Source organism: Caulobacter sp. SRI_014, assembly GCF_057586315.1.
In genome coordinates this window covers 760,932-775,162 of the sequence record NZ_JBYCZQ010000001.1, presented here as the reverse complement: position 1 = coordinate 775,162, position 14,231 = coordinate 760,932, and the positions used below count along the sequence as shown (strand labels likewise).

The window sequence follows — 14,231 nt, the reverse complement described above, 5'->3', positions numbered from 1 at the left end:
TGGCCATCGCCTGATGGAATCCGGGTGGTCCAGGCGTGGTCGATCTGCCCCTTCAGGCGGACCTCTGGTGGGCTTCCGATGGGCGTCAATGCCCTGAAAACATGGACAAAAGTGCGCTATATCGGCCTCCGCCGCCTGCTATAATGGACAGGCTTCGACAAGCGGCCCCGGACCACCCTCCAGCCGCCCGATCCGCCCCCCGTTTCAGCCTGAAACATGGTCCGCTTCTGGCAGCGGAAGCTTGTATCCGGGCAATTCCGGTGCGGCGCCGCAAGGCGTCCCCTCAAGAAGGAGACATCCATGTCCCTTTCGATCTCGGGAAGCTCCGGCTTCCTGCAGGCCCAGCAGGCGATGTTCGCCAAACTGGACCTCAATACCGACGGCTCGCTGTCGGCCGACGAGTTCTCGGCTATCGGGCAAAATATGCCGTCGCAAGGCGGCGCCCGGCAGTTGAAGGGTGGCTGCGGCAGTCAGGGTTTCAGCCCTGAAACACTGAGCGCCCTCATCGGCGTGCAGCAGATGAGCCACGACGAGCGGGCAGCGGAGATCTTCTCCGGGGCCGACGCCGATGGCGACGGCAGCCTCACCGCCGAGGAGTTGTCGGCCGACATGGCTGCCCATGCCCCGCCCGGCATGGACGGGACCGACAGCGCCTCCCGCGCCGCCGACCTGGTCGCCGCCGGGGACACCGACGGCGACGGGTCTCTGTCGGCCGAGGAGTTCACGGCCCTCAAACCACAGGGTGGTCCGCCGCCGGGTGGTCCGCCGCCGACAGGCGGTTCGGGTGAGACCGGGGAGGAAGCCACCTACGACGCCGCCGACACCAACAAGGACGGCACGGTGTCGATGAGCGAACTGCTGGCCTCATTGACCTCGAGCAACGATGTCGCCGCCGGCTTCTCCAGCGAGGTCTCCGACCTGATGGCCAGGCTGCTCGAAAAGCTGCAGGCCGAGGTGTCGTCCTCCACCGAGGCCGTGACGGCCTGATCCCATGCCGGGCAGAAGCCCGGCTCGACCTGAAAAAGACGCCGTCCTCCCGGGGTGGGCCGGGAGGACGGCGGCCAGGATCTTCGCTTGGCGGGACCTGGTGAGGCGCATCCGGCGGCGCGGCTGGGGGAGGGAAGCGTCACCCCGCCGGTGCTGAGGCAAACTCGCCGCCGGGCGCGGCGCAGTTGAGGCCGGGACGTGACCGGCCCGTTTCAAAAACGGCCGGCCGGCGGCTTTTTGGTCGCCATTTCGACATTGTGGCGAGGCTGAATTTCGATGGACACAGTTCGCTGTCAGGGAGCCTTGAATGCACGCCCTTGCCCAAGTTCCGGACCGCCGGATCCTCGTCGTCGACGACGACACCGAACTTCGCGACCAGATCATCGGATACCTGCGCGAGCACGGCTACGAGGCTCGCGGCGCCAGGGACGGGATCGAGATGCAGCGCCTCCTCGACGCGGGGGTGGCCGAACTGGTGGTCCTCGACGTGATGATGCCGGGCGAGGATGGCCTGTCGCTGTGCAAGCGGCTGTCGGCCGAGGGACGGCGCGGCATCATCATGCTCAGCGCCATGGGCGAGGAGGTCGACCGGGTGCTGGGCCTCGAGCTCGGGGCCGACGACTATCTGGCCAAGCCCTGCAGCCCGCGCGAGCTGCTGGCCCGGGTGCGGGCGGTGTTCCGCCGCCTGGAAGAGACGGCGGCCGTCCCCAAGCCGCGCGGCGCGGTCTATCGCTTCGCGGAGTTTCAGCTCGACACCGGCCGTCGGCGGCTGCGCTCGCCGACCGGGACCACCATCCTGCTGACCTCGGGCGAGTACGCCCTGCTGCAGGCCTTCCTGGAGCGGCCCCAGGCCATCCTGTCGCGTGACCGCCTGCTGGACGTGGCGCGGGGCGACCACAGCGATGTCTTCGACCGCGCCGTCGACGTGCAGATCTGCCGCCTGCGCCGCAAGCTGACCACCTTTGCCGAGGGCGAACTGATCAAGACCATCCGGGGCGTCGGCTATGTGCTCGACGTGCCCGTTTCCCGCACGTGAAGCGCCTTGCCAGGATTCCGATCGGGGTGCAGCTGGTCGCCCTGCTGGTCGCCGGCCTGCTGGTCGCCCAGGCCATCAACATCCTGGTGCTGTTCGCCCTGCCGCCGCCCCAGCCCGTGCTCTACCGCCTGTCGGAAGTGGCGGCGGCCCTGAAGGGCGGATCGCTGGAAGCCCGCGACGGCCGGCCGATGATCCGCTCCACCGCAGCCGCTCCGCCGATCGCGAAATCCAGGCCGGACGGAATGTTCATCCGTACACAGACGATGTTGGCTGAAACCCTCGGCAGGCCGGTCGCCGACGTCCGTCTCTACCCCCTGAACGGCAGACCCTTCTTCGGGATGATGAACCGCCGCAGCTTCGGAGTCGCGCGCGGCGATGGCCCGCCTGGAGACGGGTCAGGCGACGGCCCGCGCTACAGCATGCGCGGCGGCCAGGGCTTTGGTCCCGTCGGCCCGCCGCCGGGCGAACCGAGGCCGGCGCGGGGCGTCTTCACCGGCCCAAGGCCCCGTCCTGGAGACCTGGCCGTGTTCGGTGACTTCACCGCCGCCGTGCGCAACGCCAGGGGCGGCTGGACCGTCGTCGCCTCGACCCCCGAGCCCTTCCCCAACGACTGGCAGCGACGGGCCATGATCTGGCTGTTCGGCTGCTTCCTGCTGGTCGCTCCGGCCGGCTATCTGTTCGCCCGCCGCATCACCGCCCCGTTGAAACGCTTCGGAGAGGCCGCCGACCGCCTTGGCCGCGATCCGCTCGGCCCGGAGATGTCCTTGCGCGGGCCCGCCGAACTGGGCAGCGCCGCCGAGGCCCTCAACCAGATGCAGTCGCGCCTGCGCCGCTTCATCACCGACCGAACGGCCATGGTCGGCGCCATCAGCCACGACCTGCGCACCCCCCTGGCTCGCATCCGCTTCAAGCTGGAGGCGGCCACGCCGGAGCTGAAGCGCTCGATCCTCTCCGACATCGGCCAGATGGAACAGATGATCGATGGCGTCCTGGCCTTCATCCGCGACGAGACCCTCCCCCGGCGCCGCGAACGCCTCGACCTCCTGTCCCTGGTCGAGTGCGTGGTCGACGACACCGCCCTGGTCGGCGCCGATGTCGAGCTGGCCGAGGACAGCGAAGCGATCACCATCGAGGGCGATCCGTCCGGCCTCACCCGCCTGTTCAGCAACCTCGTCGACAACGCCATAAAGTACGGCGGCACGGCCCGGGTGCGCGTCGGCCGCGAGGGCGACATGGCCGTGGTCCAGATCGACGACACCGGCCCCGGCCTGCGCGGAGAGGACCTGCTGCGGGCTTTCGATCCCTTCTACCGCGCCGACAGCTCGCGAAATCTCGACCAGGGCGGGGTGGGTCTCGGCCTGCCCATCGCCCGCGCCACGGCGAGGGGTCATGGCGGCGAGGTCGTGCTGCGGCCGCAGGCCGTCGGGCTGCGAGCCATCGTCACCCTGCCGATCGCCCCCGACTAGGCCGCCAGCCCCGCCTGGGTCAGGGCCACCTCGGCGTCCAGCCATTCGCGGAACCGGCGGATCTTAGGCGAGCGGCGGCGGTGCTCGGGATAGACCAGCCAGAAGCCCTGGCCGAGGGTCGCGGTCTGCGGGAACAGGCGGGTCAGACGCCCGTCGGCCATGTCCTGGCGCCACAGGAACGGCGTCAGGATGGCGATGCCCTGGCCGGCCATGGCCGCGTGGCCCTCGTTGGCCTGGGTGTCCAGGTGGACGCCGGACAGCGGCCCGACCACGGCCGGCGATAGGCCGACCCCGTGCAGCCACTGGGTCCAGGCCGGCTCGGCCGGGCTGATCAGCGGCAGGCGCGGCAGGTCGTCCAGGGCAATGGCGCCGCCGTGTTGGGCGAGGAAGCCCGGGCTGCACATGGGGGTGAAGTCGACGGTGATCAGCCTGTGGCTGGCCAGCCCCGGCCAGTCGCCGTCGCCCAGGCGGATGGCGACATCGACATTTCCCGCCGCGAAGTCGGTGAGGTTGTTGTCGGCGCTCAATCGCACGGCGATGTCGGGATGGCTGACCTGGAACCGACCCAGCCGCCAGGCCAGCCAGGTGTTGGCGAAGGTCACCGTGGTCGAGATGGTCATGGCCCCGTCGTCCTCGGCCCGCAGTTCGCTGAAGGCCGCCTCGATCTCGTCCAGCCCGCGCCCGGCCCGCAGGGCGGCGCGGCGGCCGGCCTCGGTCAGGATCACCCGCTGGCGTTCGCGGCGGAACAGCTTCTGGCCCAGGCGGTCTTCGAGCACCCGGATCTGATGGCTGACGGCGGCCTGGGTCATGCCCAGCTCGCCGGCGGCGAGGGTGAAATTCTCATGCCGGGCGGCGGCTTCGAAGACCCGCACGGCGCTCAGGGGCGGCAGTCGTCTCATGAGAGATAATTAGGTCAGCTTATGAAATCTGTCGATCCATTGGTTGGCGGAATGGCGTGGAAAGGCGCATCTCCTCCGGACGAAAGGAGCTACCTATGACCAAGAAAACGCAACAAACCAAACGCCCCAACCTCTTCACCAAGGTCCGGGACGCCCTCCGCGCCACGGCCGAAGCCTCCGTGAGGATCGCTTATGACAAGCCCTGGCTGCGCGACAGCCACTGCTGAGCTAAAACATCCTCTGGCCTTCCGTGACGCCAAGCTGTGCATGCTGGGCGCAAACGGCCGGAGGACCGCCTGTGAACATCGACTGGAGCGCCGAGGACCTCGCCTTTCGGGATGAGGTCCGGGCCTTTCTCGAGGCCGAACTGACCCCGGACCTTCGCCGGGCCGGCAACAGCCTGACCAGTGTCTACGCCGACTACGAGGTCGGCATGGGCTGGCAGAAGATTCTCCACCGACGCGGTTGGGCCGCCCCGGCCTGGCCGGTCGAATTCGGCGGCTGCGGCTGGTCGGTCAGCCAGCGCTACATCTTCGCCACCGAAATGGCCGCCGCCGGCGCCCCGCCGGTTTCGCCGATGGGCATCGGCATGTGCGGCCCCGTCCTGATCGGCCACGGGACGCCCGAGCAGCAGGCGCATTTCCTGCCGCGCATGCTCAACGGCGACGACTTCTGGTGCCAGGGCTACTCCGAACCCCAATCGGGCTCGGACCTCGCCACCCTGCAGATGAGCGCCATCGAGGACGGTGACGACTTCATCTGCTCCGGCCACAAGCTGTGGACGACCCACGCCCACGAGGCCAACTGGATCTTCTGCCTGGTGCGGACCGCCAGGGAGGAGATCCCGCAGAAGGGTATCACCTTCCTGCTGATCGACATGACCACCCCCGGCGTCGAGGTCACCCCCATCGTCTCCCTGTCCGGCGAGCACATCCAGAACCATGTCTTCTTCACCGACGTCCGCGTGCCCAAGGCCAACGCCGTCGGCCCCATCGGCCAGGGCTGGACGGTGGCCAAATACCTGATGCAGTTCGAGCGCGGCGGCGGCGTCGCCAGCCCCGGCATGCGGGCCCGTATCGCCAAGGCGGCGAAGATCATCGAAGCCCAGTTCCCGGACCGCGGCGATCCCGAAGGCATCGCCCTGCGCCGCCAGCTGGCCGACGCCGCCGTGCAGGTCGACGCCCTGGCCGCCATCGAGCTGCGTGTCATGTCGGCCCTGTCAGTCGGCGGGGCCCCGGGACCGGAGTCCTCCATCCTCAAGACGGTCGGCACGGAACTAAGCCAGCGGCTGACCGAGATCGCCCTGGCGGCGGCCGGCGCCTACGCCGGGGCCTACCAGCCGCACATGGTCTCGCCAGGCGGACCGACGCCGGGCTTTGTCCCGCCGCCGCAGAAGGACGGCGTCGGCCCCGACTACAGCTGGACGGTGGCGGCCAAGTATCTCAACGACCGGGCCGGCTCGATCTACGCCGGCACCAACGAGATCCAGCGCAACATCATGGCCAAGGCGGTGCTGGGCCTGTGAGCAACCATCGCTTCATCGGCCAGGGCGGCCTGCCGCTGGCCATCGACCGCTTCGGCGAGCCGGGTGCCGCGCCGGTCCTGCTGCTGCACGGCGGCGGCCAGACCCGCCACGCCTGGGGCGCGACCGCCCGCATGCTGGCGGCGCGCGGCTACCAGGCCTTCGCCATGGACCTGCGCGGCCATGGCGACAGCGGCTGGGCGGCGGACGGCGACTACGAGCTGGCGGCCTTCGCCGCCGACGTCTCCGCTGTCATGGCCCACATCGACCGGCCCATCGTCCTGGTCGGGGCCTCGCTGGGGGGCATGGCCGGCCTGCTGGCCACGGCCGCCGCCGCGCCTGGAGCCGTCCGCGCCCTGGTCCTGGTCGACATCACCCCCAAGCCCGCGCCGCAGGGGGCCAACAACATCCTGGCGTTCATGGCCTCGGCGCCGGACGGGTTCGCCGATCTCGAGGAAGCTGTCGCCGCCGTCGCCGCCTATCTGCCGCACCGCCCGCGCCCGACCAATCCGGAGGGGCTGATGAAGAACCTGCGCCGGCGCGAGGGCCGGCTCTACTGGCACTGGGATCCGGCCTTCATCGCCGCCACGGCGCGCGACCGCGAGGCTGCCGACCGCAACCTGGCCGTCGCCGCCCGCGCCATCACCCTGCCGACCCTGCTGGTTCGCGGCGAGCACAGCGAGATCGTCGGACCGGTCGAACAGGCGGCCTATGAGACGCTGATGCCCCACGGCCGCACCATCCTGGTCCCCGGCGCGCGCCACATGGTGGCCGGCGACCAGAACACGGACTTCGGCGCGGCGCTGCTGGACTACCTGGCCGAAGTGGCTCCGCCCGCCGTCACTTCGGCGTCAGACCGCCCGTCTGCCTGAGGGCTTCGAACAGGCCGATCCCGGCGCTGACCGAGAGGTTCATCGACCGCGCCCCGGGCCGGATCGGGATCACCACCCGGGCGTCGGCGGCCGCATGGACATGGTCCGGAGCCCCGGCCGTCTCGCTGCCGAACAGCAGGGTGTCGCCGGGCTCGAAGGCGAAGGCGTCCAGCGGGCTCGCCCCCTTGGTCGTGAACAGCACCAGGCGTCCCGGGCCCCGCACCGCCTGAAACGCCTCCCAGTCGGCGTGGCGGGTCATGTGACTCAAGGGACCGTAGTCCAGGGCGGCCCGCTTCATCGACCGGTCACTGAAGTCAAACCCGACCGGCTCGATGACATGCAGCTCCGTATCGAAACAGGCCGACAGCCGGATACAGGCCCCGACATTCTGCGGGATTTGCGGATTGAAAAGGGCCAGGCGCATGGCGCCCCTTATGCGGTCTTGAACCGCTCCCGCAAGACGTTCTTGGCGATCTTGCCGACCGCCGACATCGGCAGGGGCGTGGTCCAGAACGCCATGCTGCGCGGTCCTGCTCAGCAAACCCTGGCGCGAGGTCCGCTAGCCGCCGACAAGTCCTTCACGGACGGCGTCGAGGATTTCCTTGGACAGCTGCGGGTCATCCGAGGTGCGGGCCAGGAGGACGGCGCCGACCATCTGCGCGAGGGTCGCCAGGGCCTCGGCGCGGCTGTCCGCCGTGCGGGCGTCAACGGTCTGGTCCAGCCGGTCGGCGTAGGCGCGGATCGCCCGGGTGAAGACGGCCCTGATCGCCTGCGGCTCACGCCGCGCCTCGGCCCCCAGGGCCGGCAACAGGCAGCCCTCGCCGACGCTGTCGCGATGCCGGTCCGAGAGATAGCCCCGGATGAAGCGGTCGCGCGGCGCGTCAGCCCCTTCGACGTAGGAATCCCAGAAGGCCATGGTGTCGGTCAGCGCCCGGACGCAGGCCTCCTCGACCAGCTCCGCCTTGGACCCGAACTGCTTGTAGAAGCCGCCATGCGTCAGGCCGGCCTCGCTCATCAGATCGCTGATGCCGACGCCATCGACGCCCTTCTCGCGAAACAGCACGCTGGAACTGGCGACCACCCGCTCCCGGTTCTGCCGCGCCTGGTCCCGACTGACCCGCATGTCTCAAGCCTCAAAAAAGATGTTGACCAACATCTATTCCAAAAATAGATGATCAACAACATCTAACGAGAGAGACTTTCGATGTCCGCACCCGATACGCTGACCCTGATCGAACAGGCGGTCGAGCATCGCTACCCGCGAAATGGCCCGACCCGCATCCATGTGGCGACGGCCGGGACCGGTCGGCTGGTGCTGTTCATCCACGGCTTCCCCGATCATTGGCTGACCTGGCACGCGGTGATGGCCCCCTTCCTGAACACCCATCGCGTCGCCGCCATGGACCTTCGCGGCTTCAATCTCTCCGACCAGCCACTGAGCCCCGGCGCCTATGACCTGGCCTCCCTGGTCGGCGATGTGGCGGCGGCCATCGAGGCCTGCGGCGCGAAGAGCGCCGTGCTGGTCGGCCATGACTGGGGCGGCTGGTTGGCCTGGCAGGTGGCGATGACGCGGCCGGATCTGGTCGAGGGCCTGGTGGTCATGGACATGCCCCACCCCTGGGCCATCGCCCGCGAGCTGGCCATCAACCCCAGGCAGGAAGCGGCCAGCGCCTATGTCCGCGCCTTCCAGCAGCCCGGCGCCGAGCGCGGTGTGCCGCTGGAACGCCTGGGCGCCTGGATCACCGATCAGGCCTACCGCACCCGGCATGACGAGGCCTACGCCCGCACCGACCTCGGCGCGCCGATGAACTACTACCGGGTGCATTTCCCCGCCCCGCCCTACCGGGTGTGGGAGTCCGAGCCGCCGCCGGTCAAGGCGCCGACCCTGATCATCCATGGCCTGGCCGACGCCTATGCCCTGCCCGAAGGCCTGAACGGGGTCTGGGACTGGGTCGAGGCGCCGCTGACCCTTCATGCCTGGCCGGGCGTCGGCCACTTCGTGCAGCAGGACCAGCCTGACCGGGTGGTGTCAGCCCTCGCCGACTTCCTGCTGGTCCACGGCCTCAACTGAAAACCCAACCCTCCGGAACCGGGAGCAACCCATGCCTCTGTGGAAAATCTATCACCCCGTCGGCGCCTATTCGGCGGAGGACAAGAAGGCCATCTCGCAGGCCCTGTCCGACATCTATGCGCGCGGCATGCCCCGGTTCTACGTCGGCGTCGTCTTCCAGGAGGTGGCGGCCGACAACTTCTACATCGGCGGCGAACCGCGCGGCGACTTCGTGCGCATCTGGGTCGATCACATCGCCCGCACCTTCCCTTCCGACGAGGTCAAGGTCCGGTTCTTTGAGCGGATGAACAAGATCTTCGCGCCCTTCATCGAGGACCGTGGCTACAGCTGGGAACTGCATGTCGACGAGACGCCGTTCGATCTGTGGACCATCCAGGGCTACTTCCCGCCCCATGAGGGCACCGAGGATGAGAAGCGCTGGATCGCTGAGAACCGCGCCTCGCCGCGCACCCACGCCTGAACCGGAGGACCACGATGTCCAGCTATCCCAAGACCGGCCGGGTGATGGTCACCGGCGCCTCGTCCGGCATCGGCGCCGCCTATGCCCGCCGCCTGGCCGAGCTCGGCTACAGCCTGACCCTGGTGGCGCGGCGCAAGGATCGGCTCGATGAGTTGGCCGATGGACTGCGGTTCGAACTGCACGCCGACGTCGAGGTCGAGGTTGCTGACCTGGAGAACCCGGACGACCTTCAGCGGCTGGAAGCCCGGCTGGAGCGCGACGATTTCGCCGGCCTGATCAACAACGCCGGGGCCGGCGGGCTGGGCCCGATCGGCGCCGCGCCCGCGGAGGCGCTGGAGCGCAATATCCGGCTCAACGTGGTCGCCCTGGCGCGGCTGTCGCGCGCCGCCCTGGCCGGGTTCAAGGGGCGGGGAGACGGCTTCCTGGTCAACATCGGCTCGATCCTGGCCTATGCGCCTTCGCCGGCGGCGGCGGCCTACAGCGGCTCCAAGGCCTTCGTGCTGAACTTCACCCGCTCACTGCAGCTGGAGTTCGCCGCGAGCGACATCCGCATCCAGCTGCTCCTGCCGGGCCCGGTCCGCACCGAGTTCTTCAGCTCCCAGGGCATGGACGGTTCGGTGTTCCCCGCCACCAGCTACCTGACCGCCGAGCAGCTCGTCGGCGCGGCCATGGCCGGCCTGCGGGATGGCGAGCTGGTGACCTTCCCCTCCGCCGCCGACCTCTCCGGCTGGGAGCAGATGGAAACCCTGCGCAAGGCGCTGGTCGCCTCCACCCTGTCCGGCGCGGTGGCCGATCGCTATCTGGGCTGAGACCACTGGGGAGAGCGGCATGGACAGAGAGGCGGCCCGGGTTTTCGCTGACCACTGGCTCGCGGGCTGGAACGCCCATGACCTGCCCGCGATCCTGGCCCACTACGACGAGGCCATCGTCCTGCATTCGCCGATGATCGCCCGGGTGACGGGCGAGGATCGCGCCTGGGTCGCCGGTCTGGCGGCGCTGGAGTCCTACTGGTCGCGCGCCTTGTCGCTGGCGCCGGACCTGCGGTTCGAACTGCTGGACGTCTTCGTCGGCGCCGAAGCCCTGACCATCCACTACGCCAACCAGACAGGCCGCCGGGCCGCCGAGACCTTCCTGTTCACCGCCGAGGGGAAGGTCTCGCTGTCGATCGCGACGTACGGCTAGAGCAGCCAGTCGGTCCAGTCGGCGGTGACGTCGCCGTTGATCTTGACCTGATAGTCGACCTTGCCGTCGCCGGTGATGTCGAGCCGCACGGTGGTGACCCCGCCGGCGAAGGTCAGGGTCATCTCCCCGGCATGCCTGGTGAAGGCAGCGACCTTGCTCAGCGTGCCGCTGTAGGCCCCCGAGAAGTCCATGATGTCGTTCTCGGCGCTGCTGAAGTCGTAGATCTGGTCGGTCTCCAGCACCGGGCCGAAGGCGTGGACGACGCGGAATATGTCGGCCCCGGCGCCGCCGCGCAGCAGGTCGTTGCCCTCGCCGCCGACGATGACGTCGTCGCCGTCGGCGCCGTTGATCGTGTCGACCCCGACCAGGCCAGAGAGGATGTTGGTCCCGCTGTTGCCCTGCAGGTTGTTGGCCTCGGCATTGCCGGTCCCCGAGGCGTCGGCCGAGCCCTGCAGCTCCAGCCCTTCGAGGTTCGCGCCCAGGGTCCAACTGAGGCCGGCGCGGACGATGTCGTAGCCTTCGTCGGCCAGTTCGAGGGTCTGATCGCTGGTGTCATCGACGATGTAGACGTCGTTGGCCAGCCCGCCGCGCAGGATGTCGGCCCCGGTCCCGCCGTCGAGATAGTCGTTGCCGTCATTGCCGTTCAGGGTGTCGACGCCCGTGCCGCCGTCGAAACGGTCATTGCCGGTCCCACCGGTCAGCAGATCGGTCCCCACCCCGCCGAACAGCTTGTCGGAGCCGTCGCCGCCGTTCAGGTCATCATTGCCCTCGTCGCCGTAGAGGATGTCGCCGCCCGCGCCGCCGACCAGGTCGTCCGCGCCGTCGCCGCCGTAGAGGACATCGTTGTCCGCGCCACCGTCGAGGATGTCGTCGCCGTTCATGCCGCGCAGGGTGTCCTTGCCGCCAAGGCCGGCAAGCGTGTCGGCGCCCGAACCGGCCGTGTAGGCCTGGTCCGTGCCGTCGCCGACGAAGGCGGCGGGCTGGCCGAAGACGATGTAGCCGGCGCCGGAGGAGGCGCCATGCGGATCGGCGTAGTCGGCGCCGATCAGGAGGTCGCCCAGCCCGTCGCCGTTGAAGTCGCCGATCGCGATGTCGGACCCGAAATGGTCGCCAGCGGCCTCGGCCTCGATGCGCAGGCCGGTGGCTCCGTTGAGCGAGGCCACGCTGACCGACGCCCCGAAGGTCTGGCGGCCATAGACGATGTAGACCCGGCCCGAATAGCCATTGGGGAAGTAGGAGCCGACCACCAGGTCATCCAGACCGTCGCCGTTGATATCGCCCGCCCCGCCGACCGAGCGGCCGAGGTTCTCGCCCGCCAGCCCGTCGATGCGGAAGCCATTGGCGCCGTTGAGGCCGGCCAGATCGAAGTTTGCCGCGAAGGCGCCGGCCGTCGCCGTGTCCTTGCCGAAGACGACGTAGGCCCCGCCGCTGTTGGTCCCGCCGCCATCGGCGTAGTAGGCGCCGATGACCATGTCGTCGATGCCGTCGCCGTTGACATCGCCGGCCGAGGCCAGGCTGTAGCTGACCCGCTCGCCGGCGCCGGCGGTCAATCGGAAGCCGTTGGCGCCGTTCAGTCCGCTGACCTCGACGTTGGCGGTGAAGTTCCCGGCCACCGAGGTCTTCTTGCCATAGAGGACGTAGGCCGCGCCGGAATAGCCGCTGACTCCCAAGGCTCCGATCAGAAGGTCGTCGACGCCGTCGTGGTTGAAGTCTCCGCCGTCGACGCTCCAGCCGAGCAGGCTGTTGCTGACGGCGCCGTTGATCTGGAAGCCGTTGGAGCCGTCCAGGGTGCTGAGCTCCAGATTGACCGGAAAGCCACCGGCGTGGCCGAAGACCACATAGGCGGCGCCTGACAGGGTCCCGTTGGGCGCGGCGCGATAGGCGGTGACCACGACATCGTCGAACCCATCGCCGTTGATGTCGCCAACGCCCGCGACCGTCGCGCCGCCCTGGTTGCCGACCGCCTCGCCGTTCATCTGGAAGCCGGTCGTTCCGTTCAGCCCACTGAGCGCCACGCTGGCGGCGAAATTGCCCGCGACGGCGGTGTTCTTTCCAAACAGCACCCAGGCGGCGCCCGATGATCCGCCATTGGGCGCCGCCGCTTGAGCGCCGATGACGAGGTCATCGACCCCGTCGCCGTTGATATCGCCCGCCGCCGCGACAGCGTTGCGCGTCACACCGGCCGTCGCGAACGTGCTCACCTCGCCATCGATGCGGAAGCCGTTGGCTCCGTTCAATGTCGAGAGGTCAAGGTTTGCTGGAAAGCCGGAGCTCTGGCCAAAGACGACATAGGCGCCGCCCGCGTTCGTCCCCCCGTTCTCGATACCGGAGGCGCTGACGATGAAGTCCTCGATGCCGTCGCCGTTGATGTCGCCCGCCGAGGAGACCGCCTTGGCGACCTGGTCGCCGGCGTTGGCGCCGCTGACCTGGAATCCGTTGGAACCGTTCAGGGCGGACAGGTCGACGACGGCGGGCAGGGGCATGGCGATCTTTTCGGAAGCAGCGTGCGATGGCGCCCATTGCAGTCGATGCGCCCCGCGGACGACAGGTTCGGTTGCGACAGTTTTCGCGGCGGCGGCGACATTGATTTGTCGTATCAGACCCCGCTCGGCGTCCGACGCGACCACGGGACAGGCGTGCCAGGGTGACCTAGATTGGCAGGAGGTCAGGAACGAGAGATGGCGACGCCGAGCCCACAGATCACAACGACCACCGTTTGGTCCGCGCTTTGCGACGAGGCGCGGCAGGCGTCTGTCCGGGAACGGCCGCTGGCCGGTCTGCTGGCGGACGCGATCCTGCGTCACGCCTCACTCGGCGAGGCGCTGGGCGCCCAGCTTGCCCGGAAGCTGGAAGGCCCGGAGATGCCAGCGCTCACCCTGCGCGCCGTACTCGTTGAGGCCTATGGGACCGATCCGGGCCTCGTCCGGGCGGCGGCCGATGACCTGCGCGCCGTATTGGACCGAGACCCCGCCTGCGCCGGTTTCGTGAAGCCATTCCTGTTCTACAAGGGCTTCCTGGCTCTGCAGACCCATCGGGCGGCCGCCTGCTTCTGGCGCCAAGGGCGCGAAACGCTCGCCCGCTATCTGCAGAGCCGCTGCAGTGAGCTGTTCCACGTCGACATCCACCCGGCCGCCCTGATCGGTCGTGGCGCCTTCATCGACCACGGCACGGGCGTGGTGATCGGCGAGACGGCGGTGATCGGCGACGAGGTCACCATCCTTCAGCACGTGACTCTCGGTGGCACGGGCATCGGGTCCGGCGAGCGCCACCCCCGGATCGGTCGGGGCGTCCTGCTGTCGGCCGGCGCGCGACTGCTGGGCCCCCTCACGGTCGGCGATCACGCCAGGATCGCCGCCAACGCCCTGGTCCTGATCGATGTGCCCGCCGGCTGCACCGCCGTCGGCAGCCCGGCCCGGCTGGTCAACTGTCCCGACGATCTTGACGCCGCATCCGCATGAGCTTTGTCCTGATCGTTCACCAGGTCGACGACTATCCGGCCTGGAAGGCCGTGTTCGACGCCGCCGCCGGCATCCGCAAGGCGGCCGGCGAGATCAGCTTCCAGGTCCTGACCGCCGACACCGACCCCAACCAGGTCATCCATTTCTCGCGCTGGCGGAGCCTCGACGGCGCCCGGCGCTTCTTCGAGTCCGAAGAGCTGGTCGAGATCCGCCGCAAGGCGGGCGTGCACGCGCCGGTCTTCACCTATCTCGAAGAACGCGATCGCGGCGACCTCTAG

16 protein-coding genes are annotated in these 14,231 nt (G+C 69.1%); 12 read left to right on the top strand and 4 right to left on the bottom strand.

All coding sequences use genetic code 11. The features are described from left to right. Positions 1–300 precede the first annotated feature (300 nt). The 3 genes from AC2YG9_RS04130 (at position 301) to AC2YG9_RS04120 (ending at position 3,489) form a co-directional block, all read left to right on the top strand. Positions 301–987: an EF-hand domain-containing protein gene (locus AC2YG9_RS04130; protein ID WP_487296652.1), complete on the top strand. Its 687-nt coding sequence runs from the start codon at positions 301–303 to the stop codon at positions 985–987. Between the two features lie 307 nt (positions 988–1,294). Further along, positions 1,295–2,023, top strand: coding sequence for a response regulator (locus tag AC2YG9_RS04125; protein WP_487296651.1), 729 nt, complete (start codon positions 1,295–1,297; stop codon positions 2,021–2,023). Further along, complete coding sequence (locus tag AC2YG9_RS04120; RefSeq protein ID WP_487296650.1) at positions 2,020–3,489, top strand: HAMP domain-containing sensor histidine kinase; 1,470 nt, start codon at positions 2,020–2,022, stop codon at positions 3,487–3,489. The genes AC2YG9_RS04125 and AC2YG9_RS04120 overlap by 4 nt, the downstream gene beginning before the upstream one ends. On the opposite strand, the gene gcvA is transcribed toward AC2YG9_RS04120, so the two are convergent. Then, positions 3,486–4,388, bottom strand: coding sequence for a transcriptional regulator GcvA (gene gcvA, locus AC2YG9_RS04115; RefSeq protein WP_487296649.1), 903 nt, complete (start codon positions 4,386–4,388; stop codon positions 3,486–3,488). The two genes, AC2YG9_RS04120 and gcvA, sit on opposite strands and share 4 nt — an antisense overlap. Before the next feature lie 95 nt (positions 4,389–4,483). On the opposite strand from gcvA, the gene AC2YG9_RS04110 reads away from it, so the two are divergent. From AC2YG9_RS04110 to AC2YG9_RS04100, 3 genes are all read left to right on the top strand, one after another. Further along, complete coding sequence (locus tag AC2YG9_RS04110; RefSeq protein WP_487296648.1) at positions 4,484–4,615, top strand: hypothetical protein; 132 nt, start codon at positions 4,484–4,486, stop codon at positions 4,613–4,615. Positions 4,616–4,686: 71 nt separating this feature from the next. Next, complete coding sequence (locus tag AC2YG9_RS04105) at positions 4,687–5,913, top strand: acyl-CoA dehydrogenase family protein (protein WP_487296647.1); 1,227 nt, start codon at positions 4,687–4,689, stop codon at positions 5,911–5,913. After that, complete coding sequence (locus tag AC2YG9_RS04100; protein ID WP_487296646.1) at positions 5,910–6,782, top strand: alpha/beta fold hydrolase; 873 nt, start codon at positions 5,910–5,912, stop codon at positions 6,780–6,782. The genes AC2YG9_RS04105 and AC2YG9_RS04100 overlap by 4 nt, the downstream gene beginning before the upstream one ends. Here AC2YG9_RS04100 and AC2YG9_RS04095 read toward each other — a convergent pair. Then, on the bottom strand, positions 6,751–7,206 hold the full coding sequence (locus AC2YG9_RS04095) for a tRNA (cytidine(34)-2'-O)-methyltransferase (RefSeq protein ID WP_487296645.1): 456 nt from the start codon (positions 7,204–7,206) through the stop codon (positions 6,751–6,753). The genes AC2YG9_RS04100 and AC2YG9_RS04095 overlap by 32 nt on opposite strands. A 135-nt stretch (positions 7,207–7,341) precedes the next feature. Further along, the gene (locus AC2YG9_RS04090; RefSeq protein ID WP_487296644.1) at positions 7,342–7,905 is read right to left on the bottom strand and encodes a TetR/AcrR family transcriptional regulator; all 564 of its coding nucleotides are present in this window, start codon (positions 7,903–7,905) and stop codon (positions 7,342–7,344) included. A gap of 81 nt (positions 7,906–7,986) precedes the next feature. On the opposite strand from AC2YG9_RS04090, the gene AC2YG9_RS04085 reads away from it, so the two are divergent. From AC2YG9_RS04085 to AC2YG9_RS04070, 4 genes are read left to right on the top strand one after another with little or no spacing between them, the layout of a single operon-like run. Then, on the top strand, positions 7,987–8,853 hold the full coding sequence (locus AC2YG9_RS04085) for an alpha/beta fold hydrolase (RefSeq protein WP_487296643.1): 867 nt from the start codon (positions 7,987–7,989) through the stop codon (positions 8,851–8,853). A 31-nt stretch (positions 8,854–8,884) separates the two neighbouring features. Then, on the top strand, positions 8,885–9,313 hold the full coding sequence (locus AC2YG9_RS04080; protein WP_487296642.1) for a tautomerase family protein: 429 nt from the start codon (positions 8,885–8,887) through the stop codon (positions 9,311–9,313). A 14-nt stretch (positions 9,314–9,327) separates the two neighbouring features. Beyond that, on the top strand, positions 9,328–10,122 hold the full coding sequence (locus AC2YG9_RS04075) for an SDR family NAD(P)-dependent oxidoreductase (protein ID WP_487296641.1): 795 nt from the start codon (positions 9,328–9,330) through the stop codon (positions 10,120–10,122). A 19-nt stretch (positions 10,123–10,141) separates the two neighbouring features. Continuing rightward, a complete protein-coding gene (locus AC2YG9_RS04070; protein WP_487296640.1) occupies positions 10,142–10,495 on the top strand; it encodes a nuclear transport factor 2 family protein in 354 nt (117 codons plus the stop codon). On the opposite strand, the gene AC2YG9_RS04065 is transcribed toward AC2YG9_RS04070, so the two are convergent. Continuing rightward, a complete protein-coding gene (locus tag AC2YG9_RS04065; protein ID WP_487296639.1) occupies positions 10,492–12,978 on the bottom strand; it encodes a hypothetical protein in 2,487 nt (828 codons plus the stop codon). The two genes, AC2YG9_RS04070 and AC2YG9_RS04065, sit on opposite strands and share 4 nt — an antisense overlap. Before the next feature lie 195 nt (positions 12,979–13,173). Between AC2YG9_RS04065 and epsC the strand changes: the two genes are divergently transcribed. Together epsC and AC2YG9_RS04055 are read left to right on the top strand one after the other, a co-directional pair. After that, positions 13,174–13,953, top strand: coding sequence for a serine O-acetyltransferase EpsC (gene epsC / locus AC2YG9_RS04060; RefSeq protein ID WP_487296638.1), 780 nt, complete (start codon positions 13,174–13,176; stop codon positions 13,951–13,953). Further along, positions 13,950–14,231, top strand: coding sequence for an antibiotic biosynthesis monooxygenase (locus tag AC2YG9_RS04055; protein WP_487296637.1), 282 nt, complete (start codon positions 13,950–13,952; stop codon positions 14,229–14,231). The genes epsC and AC2YG9_RS04055 overlap by 4 nt, the downstream gene beginning before the upstream one ends.